We start from the raw sequence: 26,240 nt of genomic DNA on the forward strand, positions 1-26,240 counted from the left end.
GCCGGATGCGCATCGAACTCGCCATCGAGCCCGGAGACCCCGCACGCCCCAACGAGGACTACGCGTCGGTCGCGCTTCCCGCGTCCGGACAGGGCGGATCGCTCGTCGTCCTGGACGGCGTGACCCCGCCGGAAGGGACGGTGGGCTGTCTGCATTCCGTCCCCTGGTTCACCGCGCGGCTCGGCGGAGCACTGGGCGAACTGTCCGTTTCACGACGGGATATGACGCTCACTGAGGTTCTGGCGGCCGCCATCGCGCGTACCGCCGACGCCCATCGTTCAACCTGTGACCTTTCTCACCCGCGTACGCCTCAGGCGACGGTGGTCCTCGTGCGGTGGGACGCGGAGCGCGTCGAGCATCTGGTCCTGTCCGACTCGGCGCTCCTCATGGCGGCGCCGGACGGCGAGGTGACCGCCGTCCTCGACCGGCGCCTGGCCGAACTGCCGCCCGCCGTGCGGGCCCTGCGCGACCAGGTGCGCGCCCTGCCGCGCGGCTCGGCCGAGCGGGACGTGGCGGGCCGTGCGTACGCGGCGGCGGTCGAGGCGCTGCGCAACGCGGAGGACGGCTTCTTCACCGCCGCCGCCGACCCCGCCTCGGCCGGGCGCGCGGTCACCGGCGAGCGCCCGCGGGCGGACGTCGCGGCGGTGGCGGCGCTCACCGACGGCGCCGGACGCTGGGTGGAGACGTTCCGCGAGGGCGACTGGGCGGAGTGCTTCGCGCTGCTGCGCAAGGAGGGGCCGCAGCACCTGGTGGACCGCGTACGGGAGTTGGAGCTCGCCGACCCCGACCGCATGGCCTTCCCGCGCGGGAAGCGGCACGACGACGCGGCGGTCGTGTACGCGCAGTGGTGAGCGGCGTTTCGGCGCGGCGGGCGGCGGAGAGGAAAAGGGGAGCGAATTCCCCTCTCTCCGGTTTCACCCCCTCTCTCCTCATGATCTCCGGATCATTTCAACTGAGGCAGAGATAAGGAATTCACTGTTGAAATCCCGTTCTCCGAAAGGGAAGGATCGAATGCGAGGAGAACGCACGGCCGGGCCCGGTCGTGCGCCCACGCACAGGAGGAGAACGGAATGTCGCGCAGAGCGCCCGTCTTCGGCGCCGTGCTCGCGGCCGCGCTGGTCGTCGGCGGTTGCGGACCGAGCGATGGCGGGGACACCGGCGGTGACGGAGGCGGTGGCACCGCGTCCACCGCGGCCGAGGCGCAGGTGCTCGGCCGGGTGCCCACGCCCGAGGTGAGCGAGCTGGCGGGCGCCATGGGGATGTGGACCACGGAAAAGCACTTCGTGAAATCCGGCTTGAAGAAGATTTCCGGCTATCCCCTCACCGGCGGAAAAGCAGAGTGGGAGATACCGCTCGGCGGCGAAATCTGCTGGTCCTCACCGCAGGCCACGAAGGACGGACTCGTCGCCGTCCTCTTCCAGAACGACGAGGACGACCCCGCGGTCTGCACCGAGGTCGGTCTCGTCGACCTGGACAAGGGGAAGATGCTCTGGCAGAAGCAGGGCCTGGACGGTTACGGCAACCGCCAGATGTTCGACGAGGTGACCATCGGCGGCGGCACCGTCGCGGCGGCGGGCACCGGGGCGAGCGCGGGCTGGACGACGGGCGGCAGGCCCCTGTGGTCGCCCGCCTCCACCGAGGACGAGAAGTGCCCGGCGCAGGGCTTCGCCGGCGAGGGCGAGAAGCTGGCCGTGGTGCGCGACTGCGGCACGACCGACGCCCCGAGGCTCACCGTGCAGACCGTCGACCCGGCGACGCGCGCGGTGAAGTCGTCGTACGCGTTCGCGCGGGGCACCGAGTACGCGCACGTGGTCTCCGTCGACCCGCTGCTGGTCGCCACCGACGACGGGGACTCCCCCGGCGGGTCCGGCATCACCGCGTTCCTGTCGCTCGACGACTCCGGGGCGCGGGGCAAGCTGCTCGGCACGATCGGCACGAAGGGCGGCAAGTACGGCAAGTACGACGCCGAGTGCCCCTCCACGAACGTCACGGACTGCACGCAGCTGGCCGTCGACAGGAAGTCCGGCACGCTCTTCCTCGGCACGCGGGAGGCCGGCGCGGGCTCCGAGGGCGACAACGACATCGTCGCCTTCGACCTGAGGACCGGGAAGAAGAAGGGCACCGCCGAGGGGACCGCCGAGGGCTCGCTGATCCCGGTCGGGACGGACGAGGACGGCCAGGTCGTCGCGTACCAGGAGGCGGACGTCGTCGGCGAGGCCGGCGGCGCGGTCTGGCGGATCGACCCGGCCACGTACAAGAAGACGATGGTCCTGCGGAACCCGGGCGGGAGCTACGAGATGGAGGCGCGCTTCGAGACGGACCGGCGGCTGCTGTTCGCCGGTGAGCGGCTCTACCTCGGCGCCGACCACGTCAGCGAGCCCTCCGAGGTCTACAAGGAGAAGCAGCCGCTGGCGGTCGTCTTCGGCGCGAAGTAGGGCGGCGCAGGGGACGGGGGGGTGACGCGCGGGCGCCGGGTCCTGGGGAGGGGCTCAGGCGTCCGCGCTGTCGTTAAGCCGGCCGAGCAGCCGGGCCAGTTCGGCGACCTCGGCCCGGTCCCAGCCCGCGAGGCGGCGCACGTACTGGGCGCGCCGTGCGGCGCGCACCGTGCGGAAGCGGGTGCTTCCCTCGGGCGTGAGCGTGATGAGCCAGGCGCGCCCGTCGGCCGGGTCGGGCTCGCGGGCGACCAGGCCGAGTTGTTCCATCGCGCGCAGCTGGCGGCTCATCGTCGCCTTGCCGACGCCGATGAACGCGGCCAGGTCGGTGGCGCGCTGGGGCCCCGAGTCGTCCAGGCGGACGAGCAGGCCGTACGCGGCGGGCTCCAGGTCGGGGTGGACCTGGCGGGCCATCTCGCCCGACGAGGCCCGCGCGCGGCGCATCAGGAGCGACAACTCCCGTTCGAGGGCGAGGAACTCACGGTCCGCCCCCTGGTCCGCGTCGCCGTGCTCCCCGCACGTCACACCCTCTTCTGCAGCACCCATGTCCCGCTTTCCCGCTTCTGAAAGTTATCGCCCGAAGGCCCTCGCGCCGCGGCCGTACCGGAAGCGGCCTGACCAGTATTTCGCAAGGTCGCGACGGTGCCGCCGCAGTGACACCGCCACAGGAGTGGACCAACGGCAGAACCCTGGCCCTCTTCCCTAGCGCGGGTCTACGTGCGTAGCTTTTCAACTGACATGTTCACACCATGGCATGTCGACAGGTCCCCACCGAGCACCACCGAGGCCTTCGGAGGCACGCAGATGCCCGTGCACAGACCCGGACCGGCCCGCCGCTCGCGCTTGTCGCCGGCGGGGGTTGTCCTCGCAGTACTGTCCGCCCTCTCCCTCCTCCTGACGCTCCCCACAGCGGCCCAGGCGGACGACGTCCCGCAGCGCGGCACCGCCCGCCTCGGCCAGGGCGTCGTCGAACACGACGGCCAGGGCGGCCGGCCCGCCGGCGGTGACGCCGCCCAGACCGAGGGCGTGGACGTCAGCAGCCACCAGGGCAACGTCGCCTGGCAGACGCTGTGGAACAGCGGAGTGAAGTGGGCCTACGTCAAGGCCACCGAGAGCACCTCGTACAAGAACCCCTACTTCACCCAGCAGTACAACGGCTCCTACAACGTGGGCATGATCCGCGGCGCGTACCACTTCGCCACGCCCGACACCTCCAGCGGCGCGACGCAGGCCAACTACTTCGCGAGCAACGGCGGCGGCTGGTCGCGCGACGGCAGGACGCTGCCGGGCGCGCTGGACATCGAGTGGAACCCCTACGGGGCGACCTGCTTCGGCAAGTCCCAGGCGGACATGGTCAGCTGGATCCGTGACTTCCTGAACACGTACAAGGCGCGCACCGGGCGCGACGCCGTCATCTACACCGCGACGAGCTGGTGGAAGCAGTGCACCGGCAACTACAGCGGCTTCGGCGCCAGCAACCCGCTGTGGATCGCCCGCTACAACACCTCGCCGGGCGAACTCCCGGCCGGCTGGGGCTTCCAGACGATGTGGCAGTACACCTCGTCGGGGCCGACGGTCGGTGACCACAACAAGTTCAACGGCGCCCTCGACCGGGTCGTCGCGCTCGCCAACGGCTGAGCCACTGGCCGCTTCACCCGCCGAACACGTGATGGGTGGCCGCCCCGACACCGGGGCGGCCACCCTTCGCGCTGTCCCTACGCGGCGGCCGGCACCTTCACCTCGGCCTCCGTCAGCGCCAGTTCGAGCACCTGGCGCACATCGGTGACCGGGTGCACGTCCAGCTTCTCCAGGATCTCGGCGGGGACGTCGTCGAGGTCCGCCTCGTTCCGCTTCGGGATGATCACCGTGGTGATCCCGGCGCGGTGCGCGGCCAGCAGCTTCTGCTTGACGCCACCGATCGGCAGCACCCGGCCGGTCAGCGAGACCTCACCGGTCATCGCCACGTCCGTGCGGACCAGGCGCCCGCTGAGCAGCGAGGCGAGGGCCGTGGTGAGCGTGACGCCCGCGCTCGGACCGTCCTTGGGGACCGCGCCCGCCGGGAAGTGGACGTGCACGCCCCGCTCCTTCAGGTCGCCCACGGGCAGTTCCAGTTCGGCACCGTGCGAGCGCAGGAAGCTCAGCGCGATCTGCGCCGACTCCTTCATGACGTCGCCGAGCTGGCCGGTGAGCGTGAGCCCCGAGGCACCGGTCTCCGGGTCGGCGAGCGAGGCCTCCACGAAGAGGACGTCGCCGCCCGCCCCGGTGACCGCGAGCCCGGTGGCCACGCCCGGCACCGCGGTGCGGCGCTCGGCCGGGTCCTGGGCGGACTCGGGCACGTGGTGCGGCCGTCCGATCAGCCCGCGCAGGTCCTCGTCCGTGACGGTGAACGGCAGCTCCCGCGTGCCCAGTTCGTGCTGGGCCGCGACCTTGCGCAGCAGCCGTGCGACCGACCGCTCCAGGTTGCGCACGCCCGCCTCGCGCGTGTACTCGCCGGCGAGCTTGCGCAGCGCGCTCTCGTCCAGGGCCACCTCGTCCGCGCCCAGACCCGCCCGCTCCAGCTGGCGCGGGAGCAGGTGGTCGCGGGCGATGACGACCTTCTCGTCCTCGGTGTAGCCGTCCAGGCGGACCAGCTCCATGCGGTCGAGCAGGGCCTCCGGGATGGCCTCCAGGACGTTCGCCGTCGCGAGGAACACGACGTCGCTCAGGTCGAGTTCGACCTCCAGGTAGTGGTCGCGGAAGGTGTGGTTCTGCGCCGGGTCGAGGACTTCGAGGAGGGCGGCGGCCGGGTCGCCCCGGAAGTCGGAGCCCACCTTGTCGATCTCGTCGAGGAGCACGACCGGGTTCATGGACCCGGCCTCCTTGATCGCCCGCACGACGCGTCCGGGCAGCGCCCCCACGTACGTACGGCGGTGGCCGCGGATCTCCGCCTCGTCGCGCACGCCGCCGAGCGCGACCCGCACGAACTTGCGGCCCATGGCGTGCGCCACGGACTCGCCGAGCGACGTCTTGCCGACGCCGGGCGGGCCGACGAGGGCGAGCACGGCGCCGCCGCGGCGGCCGCCGACGACACCCAGGCCCCGGTCGGCGCGGCGCTTGCGGACCGCGAGGTACTCGGTGATGCGCTCCTTCACGTCCTCCAGGCCCGCGTGCTCGGCGTCGAGCACGGACTGGGCGCCCTTGATGTCGTACGCGTCCTCGGTGCGCTCGTTCCACGGCAGTTCGAGGACGGTGTCCAGCCAGGTGCGGATCCAGGAGCCCTCGGGCGACTGGTCGCTGGCGCGCTCCAGCTTGTCGACCTCCTTGAGGGCGGCCTCGCGGACCTTCTCGGGCAGGTCGGCGGCCTCGACGCGGGCGCGGTAGTCGTCGGACTCCTCCCCCTCCTGCTCGCCGTTCAGCTCGCGCAGTTCCTTGCGGACGGCGTCCAGCTGGCGGCGGAGCAGGAACTCGCGCTGCTGCTTGTCGACGCCCTCCTGGACGTCCTTGGCGATGGTCTCGGCGACGTCCTGCTCGGCGAGGTGCTCGCGCAGCTGCGCCGTGGCGAGCTTGAGGCGGGCGACCGCGTCCTCGGTCTCCAGGAGCTCGATCTTCTGCTGGGTGGTGAGGAACGGCGAGTAGCCGGAGTTGTCGGCGAGCGCCGAGACGTCGTCGATCTGCGTGACGCGGTCGACGACCTGCCAGGCGCCGCGCTTCTTCAGCCAGCTGGTGGCGAGCGCCTTGTACTCCTTGACCAGCTCGGTGACCGCGCCGGGCAGCGGCTCGGGCACGGAGTCGTCGATCGCCAGGCCCTCGACCCAGAGGGCCGCGCCGGGCCCCGTCGTGCCCGCGCCGATCCGCACCCGGCTCCGGCCGCGGATGAGGGCGCCGGGGTCGCCGTCGGAGAGCCGCCCGACCTGCTCGACGGTGCCGAGGACGCCGGTCGCGGCGTACGTCCCGTCGATCCGCGGAACAAGGAGCACCTTCGGCTTGCTGTCGCCACTGGACCGCGCGGCGGCCTGCGCCGCTTCCACGGCGGCTCGTACATCGGCATCGGACAGGTCGAACGGAACCACCATGCCGGGCAGGACGACCTCGTCGTCGAGCGGCAGCACAGGCAGAGTGAGCGGTGTGGACGTCGAAGCCATGATCTCCCCTTCGGCATTCAAGTTGAGCTGTATGGACTCAATGCTTATGAGCTTCGGGATGTTCCCCGGGGCGTGTTCGCTGTGAGCGATCACGGAAAACCCGTTGCCGCACCCCTGGGGGTGGGCCCTACGGTTCCCCCGGCAACACGACGACATCGCAGGTGGGGAGCATGATGACCGAGCAGCGCGCCGGGGCGGCGGAGGACGGGGACGGCCGGGTCTGGTTCATCACCGGGACCAGTTCGGGTCTTGGGCGGGCGCTGGCGCGGGCCGCCGTCGCGCACGGGGACCGGGTGGTGGCCACCGCCCGGGACGCGGCGGCCGTCGACGACCTGGTGGCGCTCGCGCCGGACCGGGTCAGGGGGCTGCGCCTGGACGTGACCGACGCGGAGTCGGTACGGGCGGCGGTCGCCGCCGCCGAGGAGGCCTTCGGACGCGTCGACGTCCTCGTGAACAACGCCGCCTACGGACTCCTCGGCGCCTTCGAGGAGCTGAGCGAGGAGCAGCTGCGCGACAACTTCGAGACCAACGTCTTCGGCGTCATGACGGTCACCCGCGCCGTGCTCCCGCTGATGCGGCGGCAGCGCTCGGGCCACGTCGTCCAGATGTCGTCGGTGAACGGCGTGGTGCCGGGCCCCGGCGGCACCGCGTACGTCGGCACGAAGTACGCCCTGGAGGGCATCTCCGCGGCCCTCGCCGCCGAGGTCGCCCACCTCGGCATCCGCGTCACGATCGTGGAACCGGGCCCCTTCCGCACCGACTTCGGCGGACGCTCGCTGCGCTGGGGCACGCCGATGGCGGAGTACACGGAGATCATCGCCCCTGCCCGCAAGGCGCTGGAGGCCTCGCACGGCTCCCAGCCCGGCGACCCCGACCGTGCCGCCGAGGCGATCGTCGCCGCGGTCGGCCTGGCCGAGCCGCCGCTGCGGCTGCCGCTGGGCGCCGAGGCGTTCGGCTGGATCCGTGCCCACTTCCGGTCGCGGATCGAGGAGCTGGACGCGGTGGAGGAGCTCGGGTCGGACACCGCCTTCCGCTGACCTGCCCCGGCGCCCCCGACCGCCGCTAGGCGGACGGGGCCCGCGTCCGCCGGCGGCGGCGCAGCAGGGGCCAGGTGGCGACGCCGATCAGGAGCGCCATCAGATGGCCCCAGTTCGTCATCGGGTCGGTGAACGCGATCAGGTCGTCGACCAGCATCCAGCCGAAACCGGCCAGGACCGCCCAGCGCAGCCACGGCGTGAGCAGACCGGCGAGCGCGCCGACGCTCGCGGCGACGCCGAAGCTGATGCCGTAGTCGAGTCGGTGCAGCGAGGTGTCGGGCAGATGGCCCGCGAGGACGGACAGGCCGACGGGCACCTCCGTCGCGAGCGTGGCGACCACATGGCCCAGCAGGAAGACACCGGCGGTGCGCAGGCCGCCGATGCGGCGCTCCAGCGCGGTGAGCACGAGGAGGAAGCCGATCGCGTACGGCGAGGTGATGCCGCCCGCGATCCACAGGGCGCTGGCGACCAGGACGAGGACGGGGCTGTGCGCGAGATGGGCGACGTCGGTGCTCGATCCGTGGAGCAGATCGGAGACGAGGTCCGGGTCGGCGTACTCGGCGAGCAGCGAGGTGGCGGCGAGCACGAGGGCGTACCCGAAGGTGAAGGGCGTGCCGAGCGGGGTGGGCAGCAGCCGCCAGGGCCGCGGCCCGCGGCTCGCGGCGCGGGCCCGCGTGCCCTTGGCGGCCCGTGCCGCGCACACGGCGCCGGACGGCGCGCGCCCGGCGTCGGACGTCCGCCCTTCGTCGGCCCGCGTGCACCCGTCGGTCCGCGTGCGCTCGGCGGCCCCGGGGACGAGGTCCGGCGCCCGCGTCGGCGCCTGGGCACCGCGCGCGGACGGACCGGCGCGTTCCCCCGCGTCCGGATCGCGGCCCTCCCCCGGCGGGGACTGCCGCGGAATGGCGTTCAGGGTGCCCGGCGTCTCGGCGTCGGGCGCGACCTCGGCGGGCCGCACGCTCTGGTTCACGGGTGAGGCGCTCCTTCCGTCCCGGCCCACCCTTTGTCCTCTTTTCCGGCCCTGTCTATGACCGGCGCCACGTGAGGCCCGATTCACAGCAACCTCTCGGGTGACTTCCGCGTCCCCCGAAGGGCCCTACGGCGCCCCTACCCTGAGGGCCATGCACACCCACACCACCGCTCCCGTCGTCCTCGACCGGCGCGAGGGACCGTACGGCGAAGTCGTGCTGCGGCGCCACGGTGAGCTGCTGCAGATCATCGCCAATGGCTGCTTCCTGATGGACACCTCCGACGGCCGTTCCGAGCGCCTGCTCGTCGACGCCGCGCGCGACGCCCTCGACGACCGGCCGGCCCCCGCGGTGCTGATCGGCGGTCTCGGTGTCGGCTTCTCCCTCGCGCACGCCGCCGCGGACCCCCGTTGGGGACGCATCGCCGTCGTCGAGCGCGAGCCGGCGATCATCGACTGGCACCGCGCGGGCCCCCTCGCCGAACTGTCCGGCGCCGCTCTCACCGATCCACGTGCGCAGATTCTTCACACGGACCTCGTCGCGTACGTCTCCGAGGCCCCGGAGACGTACGACGCCCTCTGTCTGGACATCGACAACGGCCCCGACTGGACGGTGACGGAGGACAACAACTCCCTTTATTCCGCAGCGGGTCTGGCCGCCTGCAAAGCCCGCCTGAACCCCGGCGGAGTGCTCGCCGTGTGGTCCGCCCAGCCCTCGTCCGCTTTCGACGACGCTCTACGGAATGCCGGATTCCAGCGGGTACGGACGGAAGAGATCCCCGTTGCCCGAGGCGTCCCCGACGTGGTCCACCTCGGCGTCCGGGCTGCGTAGCCGAGGTGCCTTCGCGACCCGTACTCTGCTGACCGAACACAAGCGATCAGTGTCAGGGGCGGGCGATGGAGCAGACACACACCTCCCACAACGGCGCGACGGCGGCGACGCCGGGCGCCCAGCGCCGGGTGCTGGTGGTCGAGGACGACCCGACGATCGTCGACGCCATCGCCGCCCGGCTGCGTGCCGAGGGTTTCGTCGTGCAAACGGCCGGAGACGGCCCCTCGGCGGTGGACACCGCCCAGGCCTGGCAGCCCGACCTGCTGATCCTCGACATCATGCTGCCGGGCTTCGACGGCCTGGAGGTGTGCCGCCGGGTGCAGGCCCAGCGCCCCGTCCCGGTCCTCATGCTCACCGCGCGCGACGACGAGACGGACATGCTGGTCGGGCTCGGCGTCGGCGCCGACGACTACATGACCAAGCCGTTCTCCATGCGCGAGCTCGCCGCCCGCGTGCACGTCCTGCTGCGCCGCGTCGAGCGGGCCGCGCTCGCCGCGACCACCCCCCGCAGCGGCATCCTGCGCCTGGGCGAGCTGGAGATCGACCACGCGCAGCGCCGGGTGCGGGTGCGCAGCGAGGACGTCCACCTGACGCCCACGGAGTTCGACCTCCTGGTCTGCCTGGCCAACACCCCGCGCGCCGTCCTCTCCCGCGAGCAGCTGCTCGCCGAGGTGTGGGACTGGGCCGACGCGTCCGGCACCCGCACCGTCGACAGCCACATCAAGGCCCTGCGCCGGAAGATCGGCGCCGAGCGGATCCGCACGGTGCACGGCGTGGGGTACGCGCTGGAGACCCCCACCCCGTGAGGCGGGTCGCGGGATGAGCGGGCCCTTCGGAGGACTGCGGCCGTTCTCCATCAAGACCAAGCTCGGCGCCCTCGTGGTCGTCTCGGTGTTCATCACCACCGGTCTGCTCCTGGTGGCCATGAAGACCGAGACCGAGCTGCGCTTCATCACCGTCTTCTCGGTGATCGCCACGCTCCTCATCACGCAGTTCGTGGCGCACAGCCTCACCGCGCCGCTGGACGAGATGAACGCGGTGGCCCGCGCCGTCTCGCACGGCGACTACACGCGCCGCGTGCGCGGCGCCGACCGGCGCGACGAGCTGGGCGACGTGGCCTCCACGATCAACGCGATGGCCGACGACCTGGAGGCCCAGGACACCCAGCGCAAGGAGCTCGTCGCCAACGTCTCGCACGAGCTGCGCACCCCCATCGCCGGCCTGCGCGCGGTCCTGGAGAACGTCGTCGACGGCGTCTCGGCCGCCGACCCCGAGACGATGCGCACCGCCCTGAAGCAGACCGAGCGGCTCGGCCGGCTCGTCGAGACGCTCCTCGACCTCTCCCGCCTCGACAACGGCGTCGTCCCCCTCAAGGCCCGCCGCTTCGAGGTCTGGCCCTATCTGTCGGGCGTCCTCAAGGAGGCCAACATGGTCGCCTCCGCGCGCGCGGGCATCGCGTCGGGCTCCGGCAGCCACACCCGTACGGACGTCCATCTGCACCTGGACGTCTCGCCGCCCGAGCTGACGGCCCACGCCGACGCGGAGCGCCTGCACCAGGTGGTGGCGAACCTGATCGACAACGCGGTCAAGCACAGCCCGCCGCACGGCCGCGTGACGGTCCGGGCCCGGCGCGGCCCCTACCCCGAGTCCCTGGACCTCGAAGTGCTCGACGAGGGACCCGGCATCCCGGAGTCGGAGCGGCACCGCGTCTTCGAGCGCTTCAACCGCGGCAGCCACGCGGGCGCCCCCGCGCAGGGCCCCGGCAGCGACGGCGGCACGGGCCTCGGCCTCGCCATCGCGCGCTGGGCGGTCGATCTGCACGGCGGTCACATCGGGGTGGCCGAATCCCCTCGGGGCTGCCGGATCCAGGTCACTCTTCCGGGCCTGCCCGAAGCGTGAACTTGACGTAGGGTTCGAAGCGGAAGCGACTCACGGGCACCTGCTCGGCCCGCCCGGAGGCCGCCGCCGCGCGGAGACGCCCCTTTGGCGTACCCACGCGGCCATCTGGCGTTGCGGAACCTCGCTTGTTTCCCGCCATTTACCGCCCCGAAACCCCTGATCCAGTGTGACTTACGCGACGGATGCCGGGCCCGGCCTGCACCTCGCGCCGATGGGGGCGTAGCCTTTATTTCCGCTGTCCATCACCTTGTGAAGCGGAAGAGGGCGGTTACCGCCGTGTCGCCACAGTCCCCCAGTAACTCGAGCGTCTCGACCGACCAAGACGGGCAGGGCAAGGACCCTGCCGCCGCCTTCGGTCCCAATGAGTGGCTCGTCGACGAGATCTATCAGCAGTACCTCCAGGACCCGAATTCGGTCGACCGAGCCTGGTGGGACTTCTTCGCCGACTACAAGCCGGGGGTGGGCGCTTCCACAGCCGCCGCCCCGGTGAAGCCGGCGGGTGACGCGGCCGCGGGGGCCGCGTCCACCAGTGCTCCCGCCGCCCCGGCCGCGCCCGCCGCCAAGGCTCCCGCGCCCGCCGCTCCGGCTGCCCCGGCAGCTCCGGCCGCCGCGAAGCCCGCCGCGAAGCCCGCGGCCGCCGCTCCGGCCCCCGCCGCGAAGCCCGCCGCCGCCAAGCCCGCCGCGAAGGCGGAGCCCGCGACGGAAGCCCCGGCCGGTCCCGAGTTCGTGACGCTGCGCGGCCCCGCCGCCGCCGTTGCGAAGAACATGAACGCCTCGATCGAGGTCCCGACGGCCACGTCGGTCCGCGCGGTCCCGGTGAAGCTGCTCTTCGACAACCGCATCGTCATCAACAACCACCTCAAGCGCGCCCGCGGCGGGAAGATCTCCTTCACGCACCTCATCGGGTACGCGATGGTGCAGGCCATCAAGGCCATGCCGTCGATGAACTACTCCTTCGCGGAGAAGGACGGCAAGCCCACCCTGGTCAAGCCGGAGCACGTCAACTTCGGCCTCGCCATCGACCTGGTGAAGCCCAACGGCGACCGCCAGCTGGTCGTCGCGGGCATCAAGAAGGCCGAGACCCTGAACTTCTTCGAGTTCTGGCAGGCCTACGAGGACATCGTCCGCCGCGCCCGTGACGGCAAGCTGGGCATGGACGACTTCACCGGTGTGACGGTCTCGCTGACCAACCCCGGCGGCCTCGGCACCGTCCACTCGGTCCCGCGTCTGATGCCCGGTCAGTCGGTCATCATGGGCGTCGGCTCGATGGACTACCCCGCGGAGTTCCAGGGCACCTCCCAGGACACCCTGAACAAGCTCGGCATCTCGAAGGTCATGACGCTCACGTCGACCTACGACCACCGGGTCATCCAGGGCGCCGCCTCCGGCGAGTTCCTGCGGATCGTCGCGAACCTGCTCCTGGGCGACCAGGACTTCTACGACGAGATCTTCAAGGCGCTGCGGATCCCCTACGAGCCGGTCCGCTGGCTCAAGGACATCGACGCCTCGCACGACGACGACGTCACGAAGGCCGCCCGCGTCTTCGAGCTGATCCACTCCTACCGCGTCCGCGGCCACGTCATGGCCGACACGGACCCGCTGGAGTACAAGCAGCGCAAGCACCCCGACCTGGACATCACCGAGCACGGCCTCACCCTGTGGGACCTGGAGCGGGAGTTCGCGGTCGGCGGCTTCGCCGGCAAGTCGATGATGAAGCTGCGCGACGTCCTCGGCGTGCTGCGCGACTCGTACTGCCGCACCACCGGCGTCGAGTTCATGCACATCCAGGACCCGAAGCAGCGCAAGTGGCTCCAGGACCGCATCGAGCGGACGCACGCCACCAAGCCCGAGCGCGAGGAGCAGCTGCGCATCCTGCGCCGGCTGAACTCCGCCGAGGCCTTCGAGACCTTCCTGCAGACGAAGTACGTCGGCCAGAAGCGCTTCTCCCTGGAGGGCGGCGAGTCCGTCATCCCGCTGCTCGACGCCGTGCTCGACAGCGCCGCCGAGTCGCGCCTGGACGAGGTCGTCATCGGCATGGCCCACCGCGGCCGCCTGAACGTCCTGGCGAACATCGTCGGCAAGTCGTACGCCCAGATCTTCCGCGAGTTCGAGGGCAACATGGACCCCAAGTCCATGCACGGCTCCGGCGACGTGAAGTACCACCTGGGCGCCGAGGGCACCTTCACCGGCCTGGACGGCGAGCAGATCAAGGTCTCGCTGGCCGCCAACCCGTCCCACCTGGAGACGGTCGACCCGGTCATCGAGGGCATCGTCCGCGCCAAGCAGGACATCATCAACAAGGGCGGCACGGACTTCACGGTCCTGCCCGTCGCCCTGCACGGTGACGCGGCCTTCGCGGGCCAGGGTGTGGTCGCCGAGACGCTCAACATGTCGCAGCTGCGCGGCTACCGCACGGGCGGCACGGTCCACATCGTCATCAACAACCAGGTCGGCTTCACCGCCGCCCCGGAGTCGTCGCGTTCGTCGATGTACGCGACCGACGTGGCCCGCATGATCGAGGCGCCGATCTTCCACGTGAACGGCGACGACCCGGAGGCCGTGGTGCGCGTCGCGCGCCTCGCCTTCGAGTTCCGTCAGGCGTTCAACAAGGACGTCGTGATCGACCTCATCTGCTACCGCCGCCGCGGTCACAACGAGTCGGACAACCCGGCGTTCACGCAGCCGCTGATGTACGACCTGATCGACAAGAAGCGCTCGGTGCGCAAGCTCTACACCGAGTCCCTCATCGGTCGCGGCGACATCACCCTGGAAGAGGCCGAGCAGGCGCTCCAGGACTTCCAGGGCCAGCTGGAGAAGGTCTTCACCGAGGTCCGCGAGGCCGTCTCGCAGCCCGCTCAGGCCGAGGTGCCCTCGCCGCAGGCCGAGTTCCCGGTGCACGTCGAGACCGCGATCTCCCAGGAGGTCGTCAAGCGGATCGCCGAGTCCCAGGTCAACATCCCCGACCGCGTCACGGTCCACCCGCGTCTGCTGCCGCAGCTGCAGCGCCGCGCGACCATGGTCGAGGACGGCACGATCGACTGGGGCATGGGCGAGACCCTCGCCATCGGCTCGCTGCTCCTGGAGGGCACCCCGGTCCGCCTGTCGGGCCAGGACTCCCGCCGCGGCACGTTCGGCCAGCGCCACGCGGTCCTCATCGACCGGCAGACGGGCGAGGACTACACGCCGCTGATGTACCTCTCCGAGGAGCAGGCGCGCTACAACGTCTACGACTCGCTGCTCTCCGAGTACGCGGTGATGGGCTTCGAGTACGGCTACTCGCTGGCCCGCCCCGAGTCCCTGGTGATGTGGGAGGCGCAGTTCGGCGACTTCGTCAACGGCGCGCAGACGGTGGTGGACGAGTACATCTCCGCCGCCGAGCAGAAGTGGAACCAGCACTCCGGTGTCACGCTGCTCCTGCCGCACGGTTACGAGGGCCAGGGCCCGGACCACTCCTCGGCCCGCATCGAGCGGTTCCTGCAGCTCTGCGCGCAGAACAACATGACGGTCGCCATGCCGACCCTGCCGTCGAACTACTTCCACCTCCTGCGGTGGCAGGTGCACAACCCGCACCACAAGCCGCTGGTGGTCTTCACCCCGAAGTCGATGCTGCGCCTGAAGGCCGCTGCCTCGAAGACGGAGGAGTTCACGACGGGCGGCTTCCGTCCGGTCATCGGTGACAGCCACGTCGACCCGTCGGCGGTCCGCAAGGTCGTCTTCTGCGCGGGCAAGCTGTACTACGACCTGGAGGCCGAGCGCCAGAAGCGCGGCGCCACGGACACCGCGATCATCCGCATCGAGCGCCTGTACCCGCTGCCGGGTGCCGAGCTCCAGGCGGAGATCGCCAAGTTCCCGAACGCCGAGAAGTACCTGTGGGCGCAGGAGGAGCCGGCGAACCAGGGCGCGTGGCCCTTCATCGCCCTCAACCTCATCGACCACCTCGACCTGGCGGTCGGCGCGGACATCCCGCACGACGAGCGCCTGCGCCGCATCTCGCGTCCGCACAGCTCGTCCCCGGCGGTCGGTTCGGCCAAGCGCCACCAGGCCGAGCAGGAGCAGCTGATCAGCGAGGTCTTCGAGGCGTAAGCAGTCGCCTCGACGCTTCCCGGCCGGTGGGCCCGGCCCCGAGTCACGTACTCGGGGCCGGGCCCACCGGCATGTTCAGGGGTGCCCGGGTCCGCCCGTCACGGCGATCTCCCCACGCAGTTCCGCGGCCGTCTCCGAGGCCCCTTCCCCGGCGGCCACCAGCACGGCCAGTGCCTCCTCGCGGGAGTCGGCCGCCGCCCGCGGCAGCCCCGCGTCATCGAGGACCCCGGCCCTTTCCCGCAGCGCCCCGGCCGCCAGGAACGGCTCGCCCGCCTCGACCGCGTGCCGGCCCGCCCTCCGGAAGCAGTGCGCGAGCTCGTCGGGAGCCACCTCGTGCCCCTGCCACACCGGGCGGCGGCGGATCACCGACGCCCGCACCAGCCACGCCCGGGCGAGCACGCCCGGGTCGTGGGCCTCGCGCACCAGGACCTGCATGAGCTGGTCCGCCTCCTCCAGATCGGCGCGGTCGCCGTGCCCGTCGTACCGGGCCAGCAGCGCCCTGCCGAACAGGAGGCGGCGCCGGGCGGCCGCCGGGTCCCGGTCCGGCGTGGCGCGCAGGCACTCCCTGAGGACCACCACCGCCCGCGCCACCGCGTCCCGCGCCTCCGTGCCGTCGCCCGCGCCGTCCCCGGCCGCCAGGTCGAGCAGCGTCTCGCCCCAGGGCTCCCCCACGTCCGCAGACTCCGGGGTGTTCTCCGCCGCCTGCTCCCCCGCCGCCGCGTAGACGGCGAGAGCCCGCCGCAGCGGTTCGAGGTCCGCTGTGCCGGGTCGGTACGGGGCCCGCGTGAGGCGCGCGATGCGCAGCAGGAGCGGCACCCGGGTGTCCGGGCGGGCGTACGCCACGTCGTGCAGGGCCTCGGCGAGCGTCCGGGCCAGCGCTTCGTGACCACCGCTCAGGTCGTGGGCCTGCGCCAGTTCCAGCAGCAGGGCGGCGCTGTGCCGCAGCCCGTCCGGCTCGGCGGCGAGCAGGTCCCTGGCGAGGGCCAGCTCCTCCACGGCGTCCGCCGCGTACCGGGCCGCGCGGTCCGGGCGCCGCTCCGCGCGGGCCAGGGAGAGCAGCGTCTGCCCCAGCCTGCGGTGCACGTCCGCCATGCGCGGCGCCCAGACCGCCCCGGCCACGGCCACGGCGCGCAGCCCGCCCACCGCCTCGTGCAGCGCCTGGACGTCGTCGGGGCGCAGCTCCCACAGCTCCCGGAGGAGATCGGCCCTTTCGAGTACGGACTCCAGCGCGGCCTCCGTACCGGGCACGGGCAGCCGGGCGGCCCGGTCCAGTTCCCTGATCGCGGACTCCAGGAGCTCTTCGGCGCCCTGGAGGTCACCCAGGTCCCGCCGGTGCCGCGCCCTGGCCCGCAGCAGCCGGGCCGTCAGCTGCCGCGCCCTGGCCCGGCAGTCCTCCGTGGCCGCGTCCGGCCCGGCCCCCTTCGCCGCGGCCTCCTGCGCCTCTTCGAGCAGGGCCGCCCCGCCCTGCCGCGCCCAGAGACCCAGCAGCGCTCCGGCGAGTTCGGTGGCGGCCTCCGCGCGTTCCTCGTCGTCCGTGGCGTCGGCCACCAGGGCGCGCAGGCCGTCCACCGCCTCGGAGAGGGCACCGGGGTCCTCGCCCCGGCTGTGGCGGGCGAGCAGCTCACGGGCACGGGCCAGACCGTCGTCCGGGGCCCCGTCGGGAACGCCGGGGGCCGGCAGGAACCGGCGGAGCACCCGAGCGGAGACCCACGCGAACGGCGCCGGAGCCCGGTCGTGGGGGGCCTCGTCCGACGGCGCACCGCGCCACCGCGCGTCGCCGTCGGGCCCGGCGCCGGTCAGCTGGGCCACGGCCAGCGCCGGGAAGTTCGGGGCGCCCCGTCCCATCGCCCGCTCGACGTAGGACGAACAGGCCTTCAGGAGGGCCGCCGCCTCGTCCCTGCGGAGCCTGCGCAGCAGCACCTCCTGGACGCCCGGGGCGAATTCGTACCACTGGGCGCCGTCCGTGCCGTCGGGGTTGGAGTGCGAGAGCAGCCCGCTCAGCAGGACCTCGGCCATCGCCTCGGGGCCGGTGTCCGGCAGCATGACCCGCTGCGCCAGCAGCATCACCGGCAGGACGAGGGGAACGGCCGCCAGACAGGTGGCCAGGTGCTGCGCCCCGGGTGAGGCTCCGGCGCGGAACCGGGCCACGCGGTCCGGTGCGGAGAGGGACGGCCGGTCCTGCCCGGCGCCCGGGACCGGCGGATGGTCCGGGCGCACCCAGGCCGCCGCGGCCCTGACCCGGGTGGGCGCCTTTCCGGTGAGCAGCCGTGCCCAGACGCCGAGCGCCTCGACCGTGGGCGGCAGGACGGGGACGGGCAGCCCGCCACCGGCCGTCCGCGAGGGGCCCTCGGGGGTGAAGTGCAGCCCCAGTCCGACCGTCGAGGCGAGGCGCAGGGTGCCGGGGCAGGGCCGCAGGGCGGTCCGCGACCACAGGCGCTGGGGCAGTGGCTGCAACACGGCGACGGGCGCGCCGAGCGCCGCCAGGCGGTGCAGGAACCTCTGCGCCCTGCCGGCGCGCCACACCGGCCCGGCACAGTCGCTGATGAGCAGGGTGAACGTGTTCCCGGTGGGGTCGCGGAGCTGGTCGGCGGAGCCGAGCACCTGGTTCCTCCCCTGCCCCGCCCCCACCAGCAGCCCGCCGTCGGGACCGAGGTGCAGTCGGTACAGCCGTACGTCCTGGAACGCCCCCGTGCTGGCGCAGGCCTGCCGCAGCTCCTCCGCCATCCGGGACCAGACCACCATGGAGGACGAGGAGTCGAGGATCACCTGCATGGCCGCGGCCCTGCGCTGCCGGCTGGACCGGAAGACGGGGGTGAGCAGACCGGTGCGGGCCTGCGCCTCGGCCGTGGCCTCCTCGTCCAGGACCCGCCAGGAGGGCCGGGAGGCGCCCCGGTGGCGTTGCAGCGGACGCAGGGCCCGCTGCGCGGACAGGAGTCCGGGCAGCGCGCTGGGCACCTCGGCGGCCGTGAAGGGCACGGGGCGCGGCGGATCCCCGCCCGCGCGGAGCGGGGTCCTGGGCTCGTGGGGACGCCCCGACGGCGGGCGGAGCGGTATGAGGAGGCTCTCGGGGTCGGGCTCTTCGGGAGCGGGAGCGGGACCGGCACCCGGCTCACCGAAGGGCACGGGCTGTTCGGACGGCTCGGGGAGGGCCCGTCCCGGTCCGGGGGCCGCCCAACGGGCCAGCCAGAGCGCGTCGGCGAGCGACTCGGCGTCCGGGTCGAGGCCGAGCCCGCGCAGCCGCCGGATGAGTTCGGTGAGTGTCGCCCGCTCCATGGGTGACTACCTCGGTTGGTTCAGGGGGCGCAGCAGCATCTCGGCGAGGCGCTCCCTGCCGCCGTGCCGGTCGCCGGTGAAGGCCGTCAGGTACAGGGCGTTGAGCAGTTGGTCGGCGGCCAGCAGCTCGTCCGGGTCGCGCGAGAGGAAGCGTTCGATGAGGTCCTGTCCGCTCTGCTCGGCCTCCTGGCCCAGGTGCGCCCGCACCATGGCGGCGAGCCGGTGCTGATCGGGCGGGGCGAGTTCCAGGTGCAGGCACCGGCGCATCAGCGGCGCCGGGAAGTCGCGCTCGCCGTTGCTGCTCAGGACGACGAACGGGAACGCGTGGCAGCGGACCCGTCCCCCTTCGACCCGCGCCCGGCGGCCGTCGTCGGTCATCACCTCCACCGACTCCTGGCCCGCCTGGTCGGCGACGCGCTCCAGCTCCGGAATGCTGAACTCGCCTTCCTCCAGGACGCTGAGGAGGTCATTGGGCAGGTCGACGTCGCTCTTGTCGATCTCGTCGATGAGCAGCACCCTCGGCCGTGCGTACGGCAGCAGCGCCGTGCCCATGGGGCCGAGCCGGAGATAGTTGCCGATGTAGCTCTCGCCCGTCCCGTGGGCCGTGCTCCTGAGCTGCACGTCCTGGAGACGGCCGATGGCGTCGTAGTTGTACAGCCCGTCCCGGAGCGTGCTGCGGCTCGTGATCGGCCAGCGCAGCACGCGCCCCAGGCCCAGTTCGTACGCCACGGCGTGCGGGATGGTGCTCTTGCCCGTGCCGGGGCGCCCGGTGACCAGGAGGGGGCGGCGGAGGTACAGCGCCGCGTTGATGACCTCCACCTCCTCCGCGCGCGGGCGGAAGGCCTCGACCATCCCCCGCCATGCGCCGAGGCGCCGCGACGACGCGGAGTCGAGCGGGGCGTCCGGCGGGAGCGGGGGCCCGCCGTCGAAGTCCCGCCAGGGCGGCGGGGGCGGCAGCCGGTCGATGCCGTCGTGCGGCTCGCCCGCTCCCCGGTAGATGAGCCATTCGGTCACTGTCGCTCCTCGGCTGTCGGCGCGGTCGTCATGGTGTGCTCAGGAGGTCGAGAACGCCGGAGAGGCGCTCGCCGGAGTCGTGGTGCAGCAGCGCGACGTCCTTCGCCCAGCGGGCCGCCGGGTCACCGGCGCGGGCCCGGGCGCGCAACTGGACGACTTGGTGGGGAAGCCGGGCGAGGACCCCGCTGCTCTCCACCCAGTCCCGGGCCGCGTTCTCGAAGGCGGCGCCTTCCTCGGGTGTCCCCGCGCTCCTGCGCCAGAGCACGGTGGTGGCACCCGCGTCGAGCGCCGTGCGCAGCAGCCGTGCCGCGTGTCCGGCGGCGACGGGGCCGCAGTGGATCAGCACGGCGCCGGGTGGCGTGCGGCGGCCGAACTCGCCCAGGGGTACGGCGGTCGGCTGCTCGGCGCCGGGTGTGCCCCGCCACGTGGCACGGTACGGCGCGGGCCGCTCCTCGCCCGAGGCGAGCCGGTCCACGTACGCCTGGTCGACCACGATCACGCTCCGGACCTCCCCGAGCGGCACCGGGGTCCCGCGGTCGCGCGGGCCGCCGGACGGCCACCGGTCGACGCGCAGGTCGAACAGCTCCTGGGGCAGCAGCACGTGCAGGGGTGCCACATGGCTGCCCGCGTCGGCCCGCAGGAAGGCGCCGGCGAGTGCCCTGGCCAGCCGCTCGGGAGGCTCGGCGAGCGCGCGTACGTCGAGGGCCCCGGCGCCCTCCGCGAGGGCCGTGACCTCGACGCCGCCCGCTTGGTCGACCAGGCGCACGCTCCACGCGTACCGCCGCTCGGCCCACCAGTCGGCACGCAGTTCGAGTACGGCCGCGCCGCGCTCACCGACCTCGAACACCTCGATGTCAGGTTCGGGGGGTGGTGCGGGCGCGGCAGCCGTGCGTGTGGGGGCGGCGGGCTCGGGGACGCGGGCGGCGGGCTGGGGGACTCGGGCGGGGCGTTCGGGGGCGGCGGGCTGGGCGGCGGGCGCGGGGGTGGGGGCGGGATCGGCGGTAGGTACCGGGGCGGGGTCGGTGGCGGGTAGAGGGGTGGGTTCCGTGGCCGGTACCGGGGCGAGATCGGTGGCCGGTACCGGGGCGGGTTCCGTGACCGGTACCAGGGCGGGCTCGGTGGCCGGTACGGCTGTGGGCGCCTGCGCGGGCGCGGCTGCGGGGCCCGCCGGGGGCGTCGCTACGGGAGCCGCCGGGGACAAGGCCTCGGAAACCGCTGGGGACGTGGCTTCGGAAGCCGCCGGGGACGTGGCCTCCGAAGCCGCCGGGGGCCGAGTGGCGCGTACCACCACCGGCACCGTGGCCAGCCGCGACAGCTCCCTGCGCCAGACCGGCCGGAGCGCGTGGCCCCGCTCGACGGCCCACGCCTGGAGCTCCTCGGCGGCCCGCGGCCGCTCGGCGTGCACGCTGCGGGCCACCCGGAGCAGATAGGAGAGGAACACCCCCAGCTCGTCCTTGGCGGGCGGGTCGTACAGCAGCCCCGCGCCGTCGCGCCAGCTGCGCGGCGGCGCCGCCCGGGGCGGCAGCTGGTCCGCGCACGTCTCGGCCACCAGCCGCTCGACCGTGCCCACGTCCGGCGCGTGGGGCAGCTCGGCGAGCATGGCCAGCGCCCTGGCCCGGTCGGTGGGCAGCCAGAGCCGGTGCGGCGGGGCGAGCTCGGTCTGCACGTCGGCCCAGGTGGGGCCCGCGTCCTCGTGGGGGCGCTGGCTCTCCCAGTGCCATCGGTCGTGGTCGGCGACCAGCTCCTGGTAGGGGTCGGGGCCGGGGCCGTCGGCCCCCCGCCCGTCTCCCGACAGCCTCCGGAGAGCGGTGAGCTGCACGGCCTTGCCGCCGTCCGCCCTGTTGCGCTGGGCCTTGATGACGCCGATGACGGCGCCCTTCTCCAGGTCGACGACCGGTCCGCCCGACACGCCCTGCTCGATCTGCCCGGCCTCGCCGCCGAGCCGGAAGGCGAGGTCGCCGACGACACCGGCGACGGTGCACTCGCCCGTCCAGCTCTCCACCTCGCCGTCGCCGTCGGGCACGAACCCCTGGAGGAGCAGCCTGCCGCTCGCCCCGTTCGGCCGGGAGGACAGGTCCGAGAGCCATGCGCAGGAGTGGTCGACGGGCTCGGTGAGCTCCAGGACGGCGAGGTCGGGCAGGGGCCAGGAGGCCCCTGGGGAGCGCGGCCTCTCCCCGGCGGCGGGCAGACAGTGCCTCAGCCGCGCCGCGGCCGTCCGCAGCCGGCCGCCCGCCCGGTAGCTGACGCCGCACTCGGTGCCGCCCGCCCACCTGTTCCCGCGCTGGAAGATGTGCGCGCAGGTCAGCACCTTGCCCGGAGCGACGAAGAAGCCGCTGCCCCACAGGTCGTGGGACGTGCCCCCGCCCGGGTCCCGTGCGCCGGGGTCCCCTGCGCCGGGGGTCCGTGCGCCGGGGGTCCGTGCGCCGTGGATCCAGACCGTGGCGTCGTACACCAGGTCGCGCAGGATCTCGTCGGCGGCAGCCACTCCGTGGTCCCTGGTGCCCCGTCAGCCCCCGTTGCCGCGCCAGGTGAGGGTGACGGTGACCGAGGCCTTCGCCTCACCGTCCGCCAGCACGCTGACGACCCTTCCGGGCTTCGCCGCCAGCTCCACCCCGAAGGCGACGGTCACCTCGTCGGGAGCGGCGGCCAGGGTGGCCTCCCGCAGGTTCGTCGCGATCCCTTTGACGAGTTCGGTGAGCCCCTCGACCCTGGCGGTGAACGACTCCGCGAGGCCGGTGTCCGTGTAGTCGCCCGTCCCCTGCGGGAGCAGATCGGAGTCGGAGACCCGGGCGTCGACGACGGTGCCGTCGGGCAGTTCCACCTGGATCACTTCGTCGGCCATCGGCCCGCCTCCCCGTGTGCGGCCAACCCGCCCTCCGGCGAGGGCACTTGACCGTAGGGGTGATTATCGGGCGCCCGACCCCCGAGGGGCGAGACCGCTGCGCCGGTTAACCTGGCGGAGCACATCCACCGCATTCCGACGGAGAACGCCTTGTACTTCACCGACCGTGGCATCGAGGAGCTGGAGAAGCGGCGCGGCGAGGAAGAGGTCACTTTCGAGTGGCTCGCCGAGCAGCTCCGCACCTTCGTGGACCTGAACCCCGACTTCGAGGTCCCGGTCGAACGCCTGGCGACCTGGCTGGCACGGCTGGACGACGAGGACGACGACGAGTAGTCGCGGGGCTCACACACCGCGGGGCCCACGCCAGGGCGGGGCCCCCTCCAGGGCGGGGCTCACACCAGGGCGGGGGCGAGCTCCCGCCACTGCGGCAGCGGCAGTGCGGCCGGATCGTCGGTGAGCACTTGTACGCAGACGTGGTCGGCCCCCGCGTCGAGATGGTCCCGCACGCGCGCGTGGAGCGCGTCGACGTCTCCGTAGGCGACGATCGCGTCGACGAGCCGACGGCTCGGCCGCCCGCCGGCGAGGTCCGCGTCACCGAACCCCATGCGGCGCACGTTCGCCGCCTGATGGGGCGCCTGGGTGACGTAGCCCGCGACGTGCCGCGCGGCCACCTCCCGGGCGCGGTCGACGTCCGTGTCGAGGACGACGGCCTGTTCGACGCCGAGGAACGCGTCGGGCCCCATGATCCGGCGGGCGAGCGCGGTGTGCTCGACGGGGACGAAGTACGGATGGGCTCCCCAGGTGCGTTCGGCCGCCAGTGCCAGCATCTTCGGACCGAGCGCGGCCAGGACCCGGGGCGGGGCGGCGTCGGCGAGCGGGCCGTGCGCCGGGGCGGCGTCCATGGCGTCCAGGTAGCGGCGCATCGTCGGAAGTGCCTTCCCGCGCGCGGGGACGGGCGCGCCGTCGGCCTCCGCGGTGGCGCCGCCGGTCTCGACGGGGACGCCGCCGGGTTCGACGGGGACGCCGTCGACCCGGTGACCGCCGAGGCCGAGCAGGTAGCGCCCCGGAAAGGCCTCGCCCAGCGTGCGCGCGGCCGCCGCCATGGTGGCGGGCGGGCGGTACGCGATGTTGGCGATGCCCGACGCGACGACGATGCGGCGGGTCGCGGACAGCAACAGCCAGGCCTGCCCCGCGGAGTCCCGCCCGAACGCCTCCCCGTACCAGAGGGCTCCGTACCCCAGCTCCTCGATCTCCGCGGCGGCCTCCCGCACCCCCGCCGCCGGGTGACCCTCGAAGGCGAACGTCCAGACGCCCACCCGTCCGAGCCCGTCGCGCTCCCGTGCCCCGCTCATGCGCACACCCCTCCCCACTTTCCGGAGAACCTCTCCGGTTCATCTGCGGAGAACGATACGGAGAAGCTCTCCGGATAGCTAGCCCCGGGCGGCCGGGGACGCGAGGATGGCCCGATGACGAATTCCCAGCGGTCACGGGACGCGGACGAGGGGGCCGCCGGGCGGCAGCCCCGCGCGGACGCCCGGCGCAACCGGGAGCGCATCGTCGCCGCGGCGCGCGAGACGTTCGCGGAGGCGGGGCCCGAGGCATCCCTCAACGAGATCGCCCGCCGCGCGGGCGTCGGCCCCGGCACGCTCTACCGCCACTTCCCGACCCGGCCCGCCCTGCTGACCGCGGTACTCAAGGACCGCATCGACACGTTGTGCGGGCGCGCGGAAGAACTGGTCGCGACCGGCTCCCCCGACGAGGCGCTGGCCGAGTGGCTGCGCGCGCTCCTCGCCCACGCGCGCGTGAACCAGGGCCTGGGCGGGACGCTCCTGATAGAGGAGCTGGAGCAGCCGGACGCCACGGGCCTCGACTGCCATCAGCGCATCGGCGAGACGGCAGGGCTCCTCCTGTCCCGCGCCCAGCACTCCGGCACGGCCCGCCCCGACCTCACGGCCGCCGACCTGGTCCAACTGGTCGTCGGCATCGCCCTGTCGACGACCCACACGACCGCGGACCCGAACCAGCCGGACCGCCTGCTCGCCCTGGTCCTGGACGCCGTGCGGCGGAGGTGAGGGGGCGGGTCACCCCGAGGGGGGCGGGGTCAACGGGGGGGGTGGATCACCGGGTGGCGAGGCCGACGGCGTACGGATCGCCGGGCGGCGAGGCCGACGGGGTGGATCGTCTTGCGGCGAGGCCGACGGCGTACGGATCACCGGGCGGCGAGGCCGAGGGGGCGGATCGCCGGACGACGCGGCCGACGGGGTGGATCGCCTTGCGGCGAGGCCGACGAGGCGGGGATCGCCGCGCGGTGAGGCCAGGGCGGGCCGCCACGGGACCGGCTCGGCGGGCCGCCGCTGGGAGTCCGGCCACGACCTTGCGGGCCGCCGCCGCGAGTCCGGCCGTGCCCTGACGGGCCGCCGGGAACCGGCAGCGCGGGCCCACCGGCGGGCCGCCAAGCCAGTCGCCGACCGTCCGCACAGGCCACTCGGCGGGGTCACGACGAGACCCTCCGCGAGACCCGCCACGAGCCCCTCCGCGAGACCGCCCCTCGGACCACCCCTCAGACCGCCGCCACGAGATCGGCCGGGCGCCTGACCGGTCCCGCCGGACCAGACGGGCGCCCGGCGGCACCAGCCAGGCGCCCCGCCAGAAGCCGGCTCAGTCCCGCGCCCGCATCCGGTCGTACGCGAGGCCCAACGCTCCCTGCGCCAGCAGCACCGCGGCCGCCGTGGCCCATCCGCCGCTGCGCCGCCGTACCGCCCAGACGGCGAGCGGAAGCCCGGCCGCCACCTGGGCCACGGCCAGCGCCCGCGCCTTCGGTCCGCGCACCCAGGGGCCGAGCGGGCCCTTCTCGACCGCGCCGAACTCCGCCCGTACCGCGTCCCGCCACCCGGACCACTCGACCTGGCGCACACCGCTCTGGACCCGGGCCACCTCGCGCAGCCGGTCGGCGGGTTCGCCGGGGGCGAGGCCGGGCGGCAGGGTGAGCCCCGTGCGGGTGAGGACGGCGAGCAGCCCCCGCATCCTGGCGCGCGCGTCGGCCTCCGTGTCGTCCCGCGCGAGTGCCTCCAGGGACTGCACGTCCAGTACGGGGTCGAGGCCGAGGCGCGCCGCGAACGTCCGCATCGCCTCGTCCTCCCCCACGGGCGTGCCGTTCGCCAGCCATACGTAGCCGACGGTGCGCCGGAAGCCCGCCGCGAGCGTGTAGCCGGACCGGTCGGCGTCCCACCACAGGGCCAGCACGGGCCAGCCGGAGCCGACGGCGAGCGCGGTCGCCCACCCGGTGAGCACCCGGTCGACCGGCTCCTCGCCGTGCAGCCAGGGCTTGCCCTCGGGCACCAGCACGCTCCAGCCGGGGCCGGCCGGCACGAGCAGCATCCGTTCACGGAGCAGTTGGGCCACGGGCTCGACGAACTCGGGCTCGGCCCGGCACAGGAGCAGCGCGCCGGGAGCCTTGGCGGCGCTGACGGCCCCGGCACGCTCAGAAGCATCGGACGACATGGCCCCACGCTAGGACAAAACATCTGGATCGGCGCATACGGGATGGCACATGGAAGCCCGACGGGGCCTGCGGCAGCCCACGGCACCGCAGCCCACCGCAGCCTGCGACAGCCCACGGCAGCCCACGGCAGCCCGTTCGAGGGGTTCGTCCCGCAATTGCCTTGACTTCCGAGGGCCGCGATATATCGTGAATATCAGAGACGCGATATGGCGCGTCGCGTCCCGCAGGCCAAGGAGGTCAG

19 protein-coding genes are annotated in these 26,240 nt (G+C 73.5%); 10 read left to right on the forward strand and 9 right to left on the reverse strand.

All coding sequences use genetic code 11. The annotated features are described in order from the left end of the window. Positions 1–5: 5 nt before the first annotated feature. Positions 6–851, forward strand: a complete 846-nt coding sequence (locus tag AB0L89_RS09415) for a protein phosphatase 2C domain-containing protein (RefSeq protein WP_365136843.1) — start codon at positions 6–8, stop codon at positions 849–851. Positions 852–1,070: 219 nt separating this feature from the next. Further along, the gene (locus tag AB0L89_RS09420) at positions 1,071–2,435 is read left to right on the forward strand and encodes a hypothetical protein (protein ID WP_365136846.1); all 1,365 of its coding nucleotides are present in this window, start codon (positions 1,071–1,073) and stop codon (positions 2,433–2,435) included. A gap of 54 nt (positions 2,436–2,489) precedes the next feature. Here AB0L89_RS09420 and AB0L89_RS09425 read toward each other — a convergent pair whose 3' ends face one another. Continuing rightward, the gene (locus AB0L89_RS09425; RefSeq protein ID WP_365136849.1) at positions 2,490–2,978 is read right to left on the reverse strand and encodes a MarR family transcriptional regulator; all 489 of its coding nucleotides are present in this window, start codon (positions 2,976–2,978) and stop codon (positions 2,490–2,492) included. A gap of 258 nt (positions 2,979–3,236) precedes the next feature. On the opposite strand from AB0L89_RS09425, the gene AB0L89_RS09430 reads away from it, so the two are divergent. Next, a complete protein-coding gene (locus tag AB0L89_RS09430; RefSeq protein WP_365136852.1) occupies positions 3,237–4,070 on the forward strand; it encodes a lysozyme in 834 nt (277 codons plus the stop codon). Positions 4,071–4,147: 77 nt separating this feature from the next. Here AB0L89_RS09430 and lon read toward each other — a convergent pair whose 3' ends face one another. Beyond that, positions 4,148–6,553 (reverse strand): endopeptidase La, encoded by a 2,406-nt coding sequence (lon, locus tag AB0L89_RS09435; RefSeq protein ID WP_365136855.1) that lies wholly within the window; start codon positions 6,551–6,553, stop codon positions 4,148–4,150. 170 nt (positions 6,554–6,723) lie between these two features. Between lon and AB0L89_RS09440 the strand changes: the two genes are divergently transcribed. After that, a complete protein-coding gene (locus tag AB0L89_RS09440) occupies positions 6,724–7,590 on the forward strand; it encodes an oxidoreductase (protein WP_365136858.1) in 867 nt (288 codons plus the stop codon). A gap of 25 nt (positions 7,591–7,615) precedes the next feature. On the opposite strand, the gene AB0L89_RS09445 is transcribed toward AB0L89_RS09440, so the two are convergent. Beyond that, positions 7,616–8,293: a rhomboid-like protein gene (locus AB0L89_RS09445; protein WP_365137222.1), complete on the reverse strand. Its 678-nt coding sequence runs from the start codon at positions 8,291–8,293 to the stop codon at positions 7,616–7,618. Between the two features lie 415 nt (positions 8,294–8,708). On the opposite strand from AB0L89_RS09445, the gene AB0L89_RS09450 reads away from it, so the two are divergent. The 4 genes from AB0L89_RS09450 to AB0L89_RS09465 all read left to right on the forward strand — a co-directional run bounded on the left by AB0L89_RS09450 (position 8,709) and on the right by AB0L89_RS09465 (position 15,368). Next, a complete protein-coding gene (locus AB0L89_RS09450) occupies positions 8,709–9,386 on the forward strand; it encodes a spermidine synthase (protein WP_365136861.1) in 678 nt (225 codons plus the stop codon). Between the two features lie 65 nt (positions 9,387–9,451). Continuing rightward, entirely contained in the window at positions 9,452–10,192 is a 741-nt protein-coding gene (locus AB0L89_RS09455; protein WP_055701842.1) for a response regulator transcription factor, read from the forward strand. A 13-nt stretch (positions 10,193–10,205) separates the two neighbouring features. Continuing rightward, a complete protein-coding gene (locus tag AB0L89_RS09460) occupies positions 10,206–11,285 on the forward strand; it encodes an ATP-binding protein (protein WP_365136864.1) in 1,080 nt (359 codons plus the stop codon). A 276-nt stretch (positions 11,286–11,561) separates the two neighbouring features. Beyond that, positions 11,562–15,368, forward strand: a complete 3,807-nt coding sequence (locus AB0L89_RS09465) for a multifunctional oxoglutarate decarboxylase/oxoglutarate dehydrogenase thiamine pyrophosphate-binding subunit/dihydrolipoyllysine-residue succinyltransferase subunit (protein ID WP_365136867.1) — start codon at positions 11,562–11,564, stop codon at positions 15,366–15,368. Between the two features lie 75 nt (positions 15,369–15,443). Here AB0L89_RS09465 and AB0L89_RS09470 read toward each other — a convergent pair whose 3' ends face one another. Genes AB0L89_RS09470 through AB0L89_RS09485 form a run of 4 tightly spaced genes read right to left on the reverse strand, consistent with a single transcriptional unit; the run spans position 15,444 to position 22,497 of the window. Beyond that, a complete protein-coding gene (locus AB0L89_RS09470; protein WP_365136870.1) occupies positions 15,444–18,641 on the reverse strand; it encodes an SAV_2336 N-terminal domain-related protein in 3,198 nt (1,065 codons plus the stop codon). A gap of 6 nt (positions 18,642–18,647) precedes the next feature. Then, positions 18,648–19,655: a MoxR family ATPase gene (locus tag AB0L89_RS09475; RefSeq protein WP_365136873.1), complete on the reverse strand. Its 1,008-nt coding sequence runs from the start codon at positions 19,653–19,655 to the stop codon at positions 18,648–18,650. Between the two features lie 28 nt (positions 19,656–19,683). After that, positions 19,684–22,140 carry a trypsin-like peptidase domain-containing protein gene (locus AB0L89_RS09480; RefSeq protein WP_365136876.1) on the reverse strand — a complete coding sequence of 819 codons (2,457 nt, stop codon included), beginning with the start codon at positions 22,138–22,140 and terminating at the stop codon, positions 19,684–19,686. 21 nt (positions 22,141–22,161) lie between these two features. Next, positions 22,162–22,497 carry a CU044_2847 family protein gene (locus AB0L89_RS09485; RefSeq protein WP_365136879.1) on the reverse strand — a complete coding sequence of 112 codons (336 nt, stop codon included), beginning with the start codon at positions 22,495–22,497 and terminating at the stop codon, positions 22,162–22,164. A 150-nt stretch (positions 22,498–22,647) separates the two neighbouring features. Here AB0L89_RS09485 and AB0L89_RS09490 point away from each other — a divergent pair, with 150 nt between their 5' ends. Next, on the forward strand, positions 22,648–22,830 hold the full coding sequence (locus AB0L89_RS09490) for a DUF6104 family protein (protein WP_019075209.1): 183 nt from the start codon (positions 22,648–22,650) through the stop codon (positions 22,828–22,830). A 59-nt stretch (positions 22,831–22,889) separates the two neighbouring features. On the opposite strand, the gene AB0L89_RS09495 is transcribed toward AB0L89_RS09490, so the two are convergent. Then, positions 22,890–23,849 (reverse strand): TIGR03620 family F420-dependent LLM class oxidoreductase, encoded by a 960-nt coding sequence (locus AB0L89_RS09495; protein ID WP_365136883.1) that lies wholly within the window; start codon positions 23,847–23,849, stop codon positions 22,890–22,892. Between the two features lie 114 nt (positions 23,850–23,963). Between AB0L89_RS09495 and AB0L89_RS09500 the strand changes: the two genes are divergently transcribed. After that, on the forward strand, positions 23,964–24,569 hold the full coding sequence (locus AB0L89_RS09500; RefSeq protein WP_365136886.1) for a TetR/AcrR family transcriptional regulator: 606 nt from the start codon (positions 23,964–23,966) through the stop codon (positions 24,567–24,569). 586 nt (positions 24,570–25,155) lie between these two features. Here AB0L89_RS09500 and AB0L89_RS09505 read toward each other — a convergent pair. Then, the gene (locus tag AB0L89_RS09505; protein ID WP_365136889.1) at positions 25,156–25,998 is read right to left on the reverse strand and encodes a hypothetical protein; all 843 of its coding nucleotides are present in this window, start codon (positions 25,996–25,998) and stop codon (positions 25,156–25,158) included. Between the last annotated feature and the right edge of the window lie 242 nt (positions 25,999–26,240).

The organism is Streptomyces sp. NPDC052114, from assembly GCF_040680155.1.
Lineage (GTDB): Bacteria > Actinomycetota > Actinomycetes > Streptomycetales > Streptomycetaceae > Streptomyces.

Bases quoted from the DNA above. Each gene is read 5' to 3' on its own strand.
- AB0L89_RS09415 (WP_365136843.1), top strand. From the start codon at position 6: ATGCGCATCGAACTCGCCATCGAGCCCGGAGACCCCGCACGCCCCAAC.
- AB0L89_RS09420 (WP_365136846.1), top strand. From the start codon at position 1,071: ATGTCGCGCAGAGCGCCCGTCTTCGGCGCCGTGCTCGCGGCCGCGCTG.
- AB0L89_RS09425 (WP_365136849.1), bottom strand. From the start codon at position 2,978: ATGGGTGCTGCAGAAGAGGGTGTGACGTGCGGGGAGCACGGCGACGCG.
- AB0L89_RS09430 (WP_365136852.1), top strand. From the start codon at position 3,237: ATGCCCGTGCACAGACCCGGACCGGCCCGCCGCTCGCGCTTGTCGCCG.
- lon (WP_365136855.1), bottom strand. From the start codon at position 6,553: ATGGCTTCGACGTCCACACCGCTCACTCTGCCTGTGCTGCCGCTCGAC.
- AB0L89_RS09440 (WP_365136858.1), top strand. From the start codon at position 6,724: ATGATGACCGAGCAGCGCGCCGGGGCGGCGGAGGACGGGGACGGCCGG.
- AB0L89_RS09450 (WP_365136861.1), top strand. From the start codon at position 8,709: ATGCACACCCACACCACCGCTCCCGTCGTCCTCGACCGGCGCGAGGGA.
- AB0L89_RS09455 (WP_055701842.1), top strand. From the start codon at position 9,452: ATGGAGCAGACACACACCTCCCACAACGGCGCGACGGCGGCGACGCCG.
- AB0L89_RS09460 (WP_365136864.1), top strand. From the start codon at position 10,206: ATGAGCGGGCCCTTCGGAGGACTGCGGCCGTTCTCCATCAAGACCAAG.
- AB0L89_RS09470 (WP_365136870.1), bottom strand. From the start codon at position 18,641: ATGGAGCGGGCGACACTCACCGAACTCATCCGGCGGCTGCGCGGGCTC.
- AB0L89_RS09485 (WP_365136879.1), bottom strand. From the start codon at position 22,497: ATGGCCGACGAAGTGATCCAGGTGGAACTGCCCGACGGCACCGTCGTC.
- AB0L89_RS09495 (WP_365136883.1), bottom strand. From the start codon at position 23,849: ATGAGCGGGGCACGGGAGCGCGACGGGCTCGGACGGGTGGGCGTCTGG.
- AB0L89_RS09500 (WP_365136886.1), top strand. From the start codon at position 23,964: ATGACGAATTCCCAGCGGTCACGGGACGCGGACGAGGGGGCCGCCGGG.
- AB0L89_RS09505 (WP_365136889.1), bottom strand. From the start codon at position 25,998: ATGTCGTCCGATGCTTCTGAGCGTGCCGGGGCCGTCAGCGCCGCCAAG.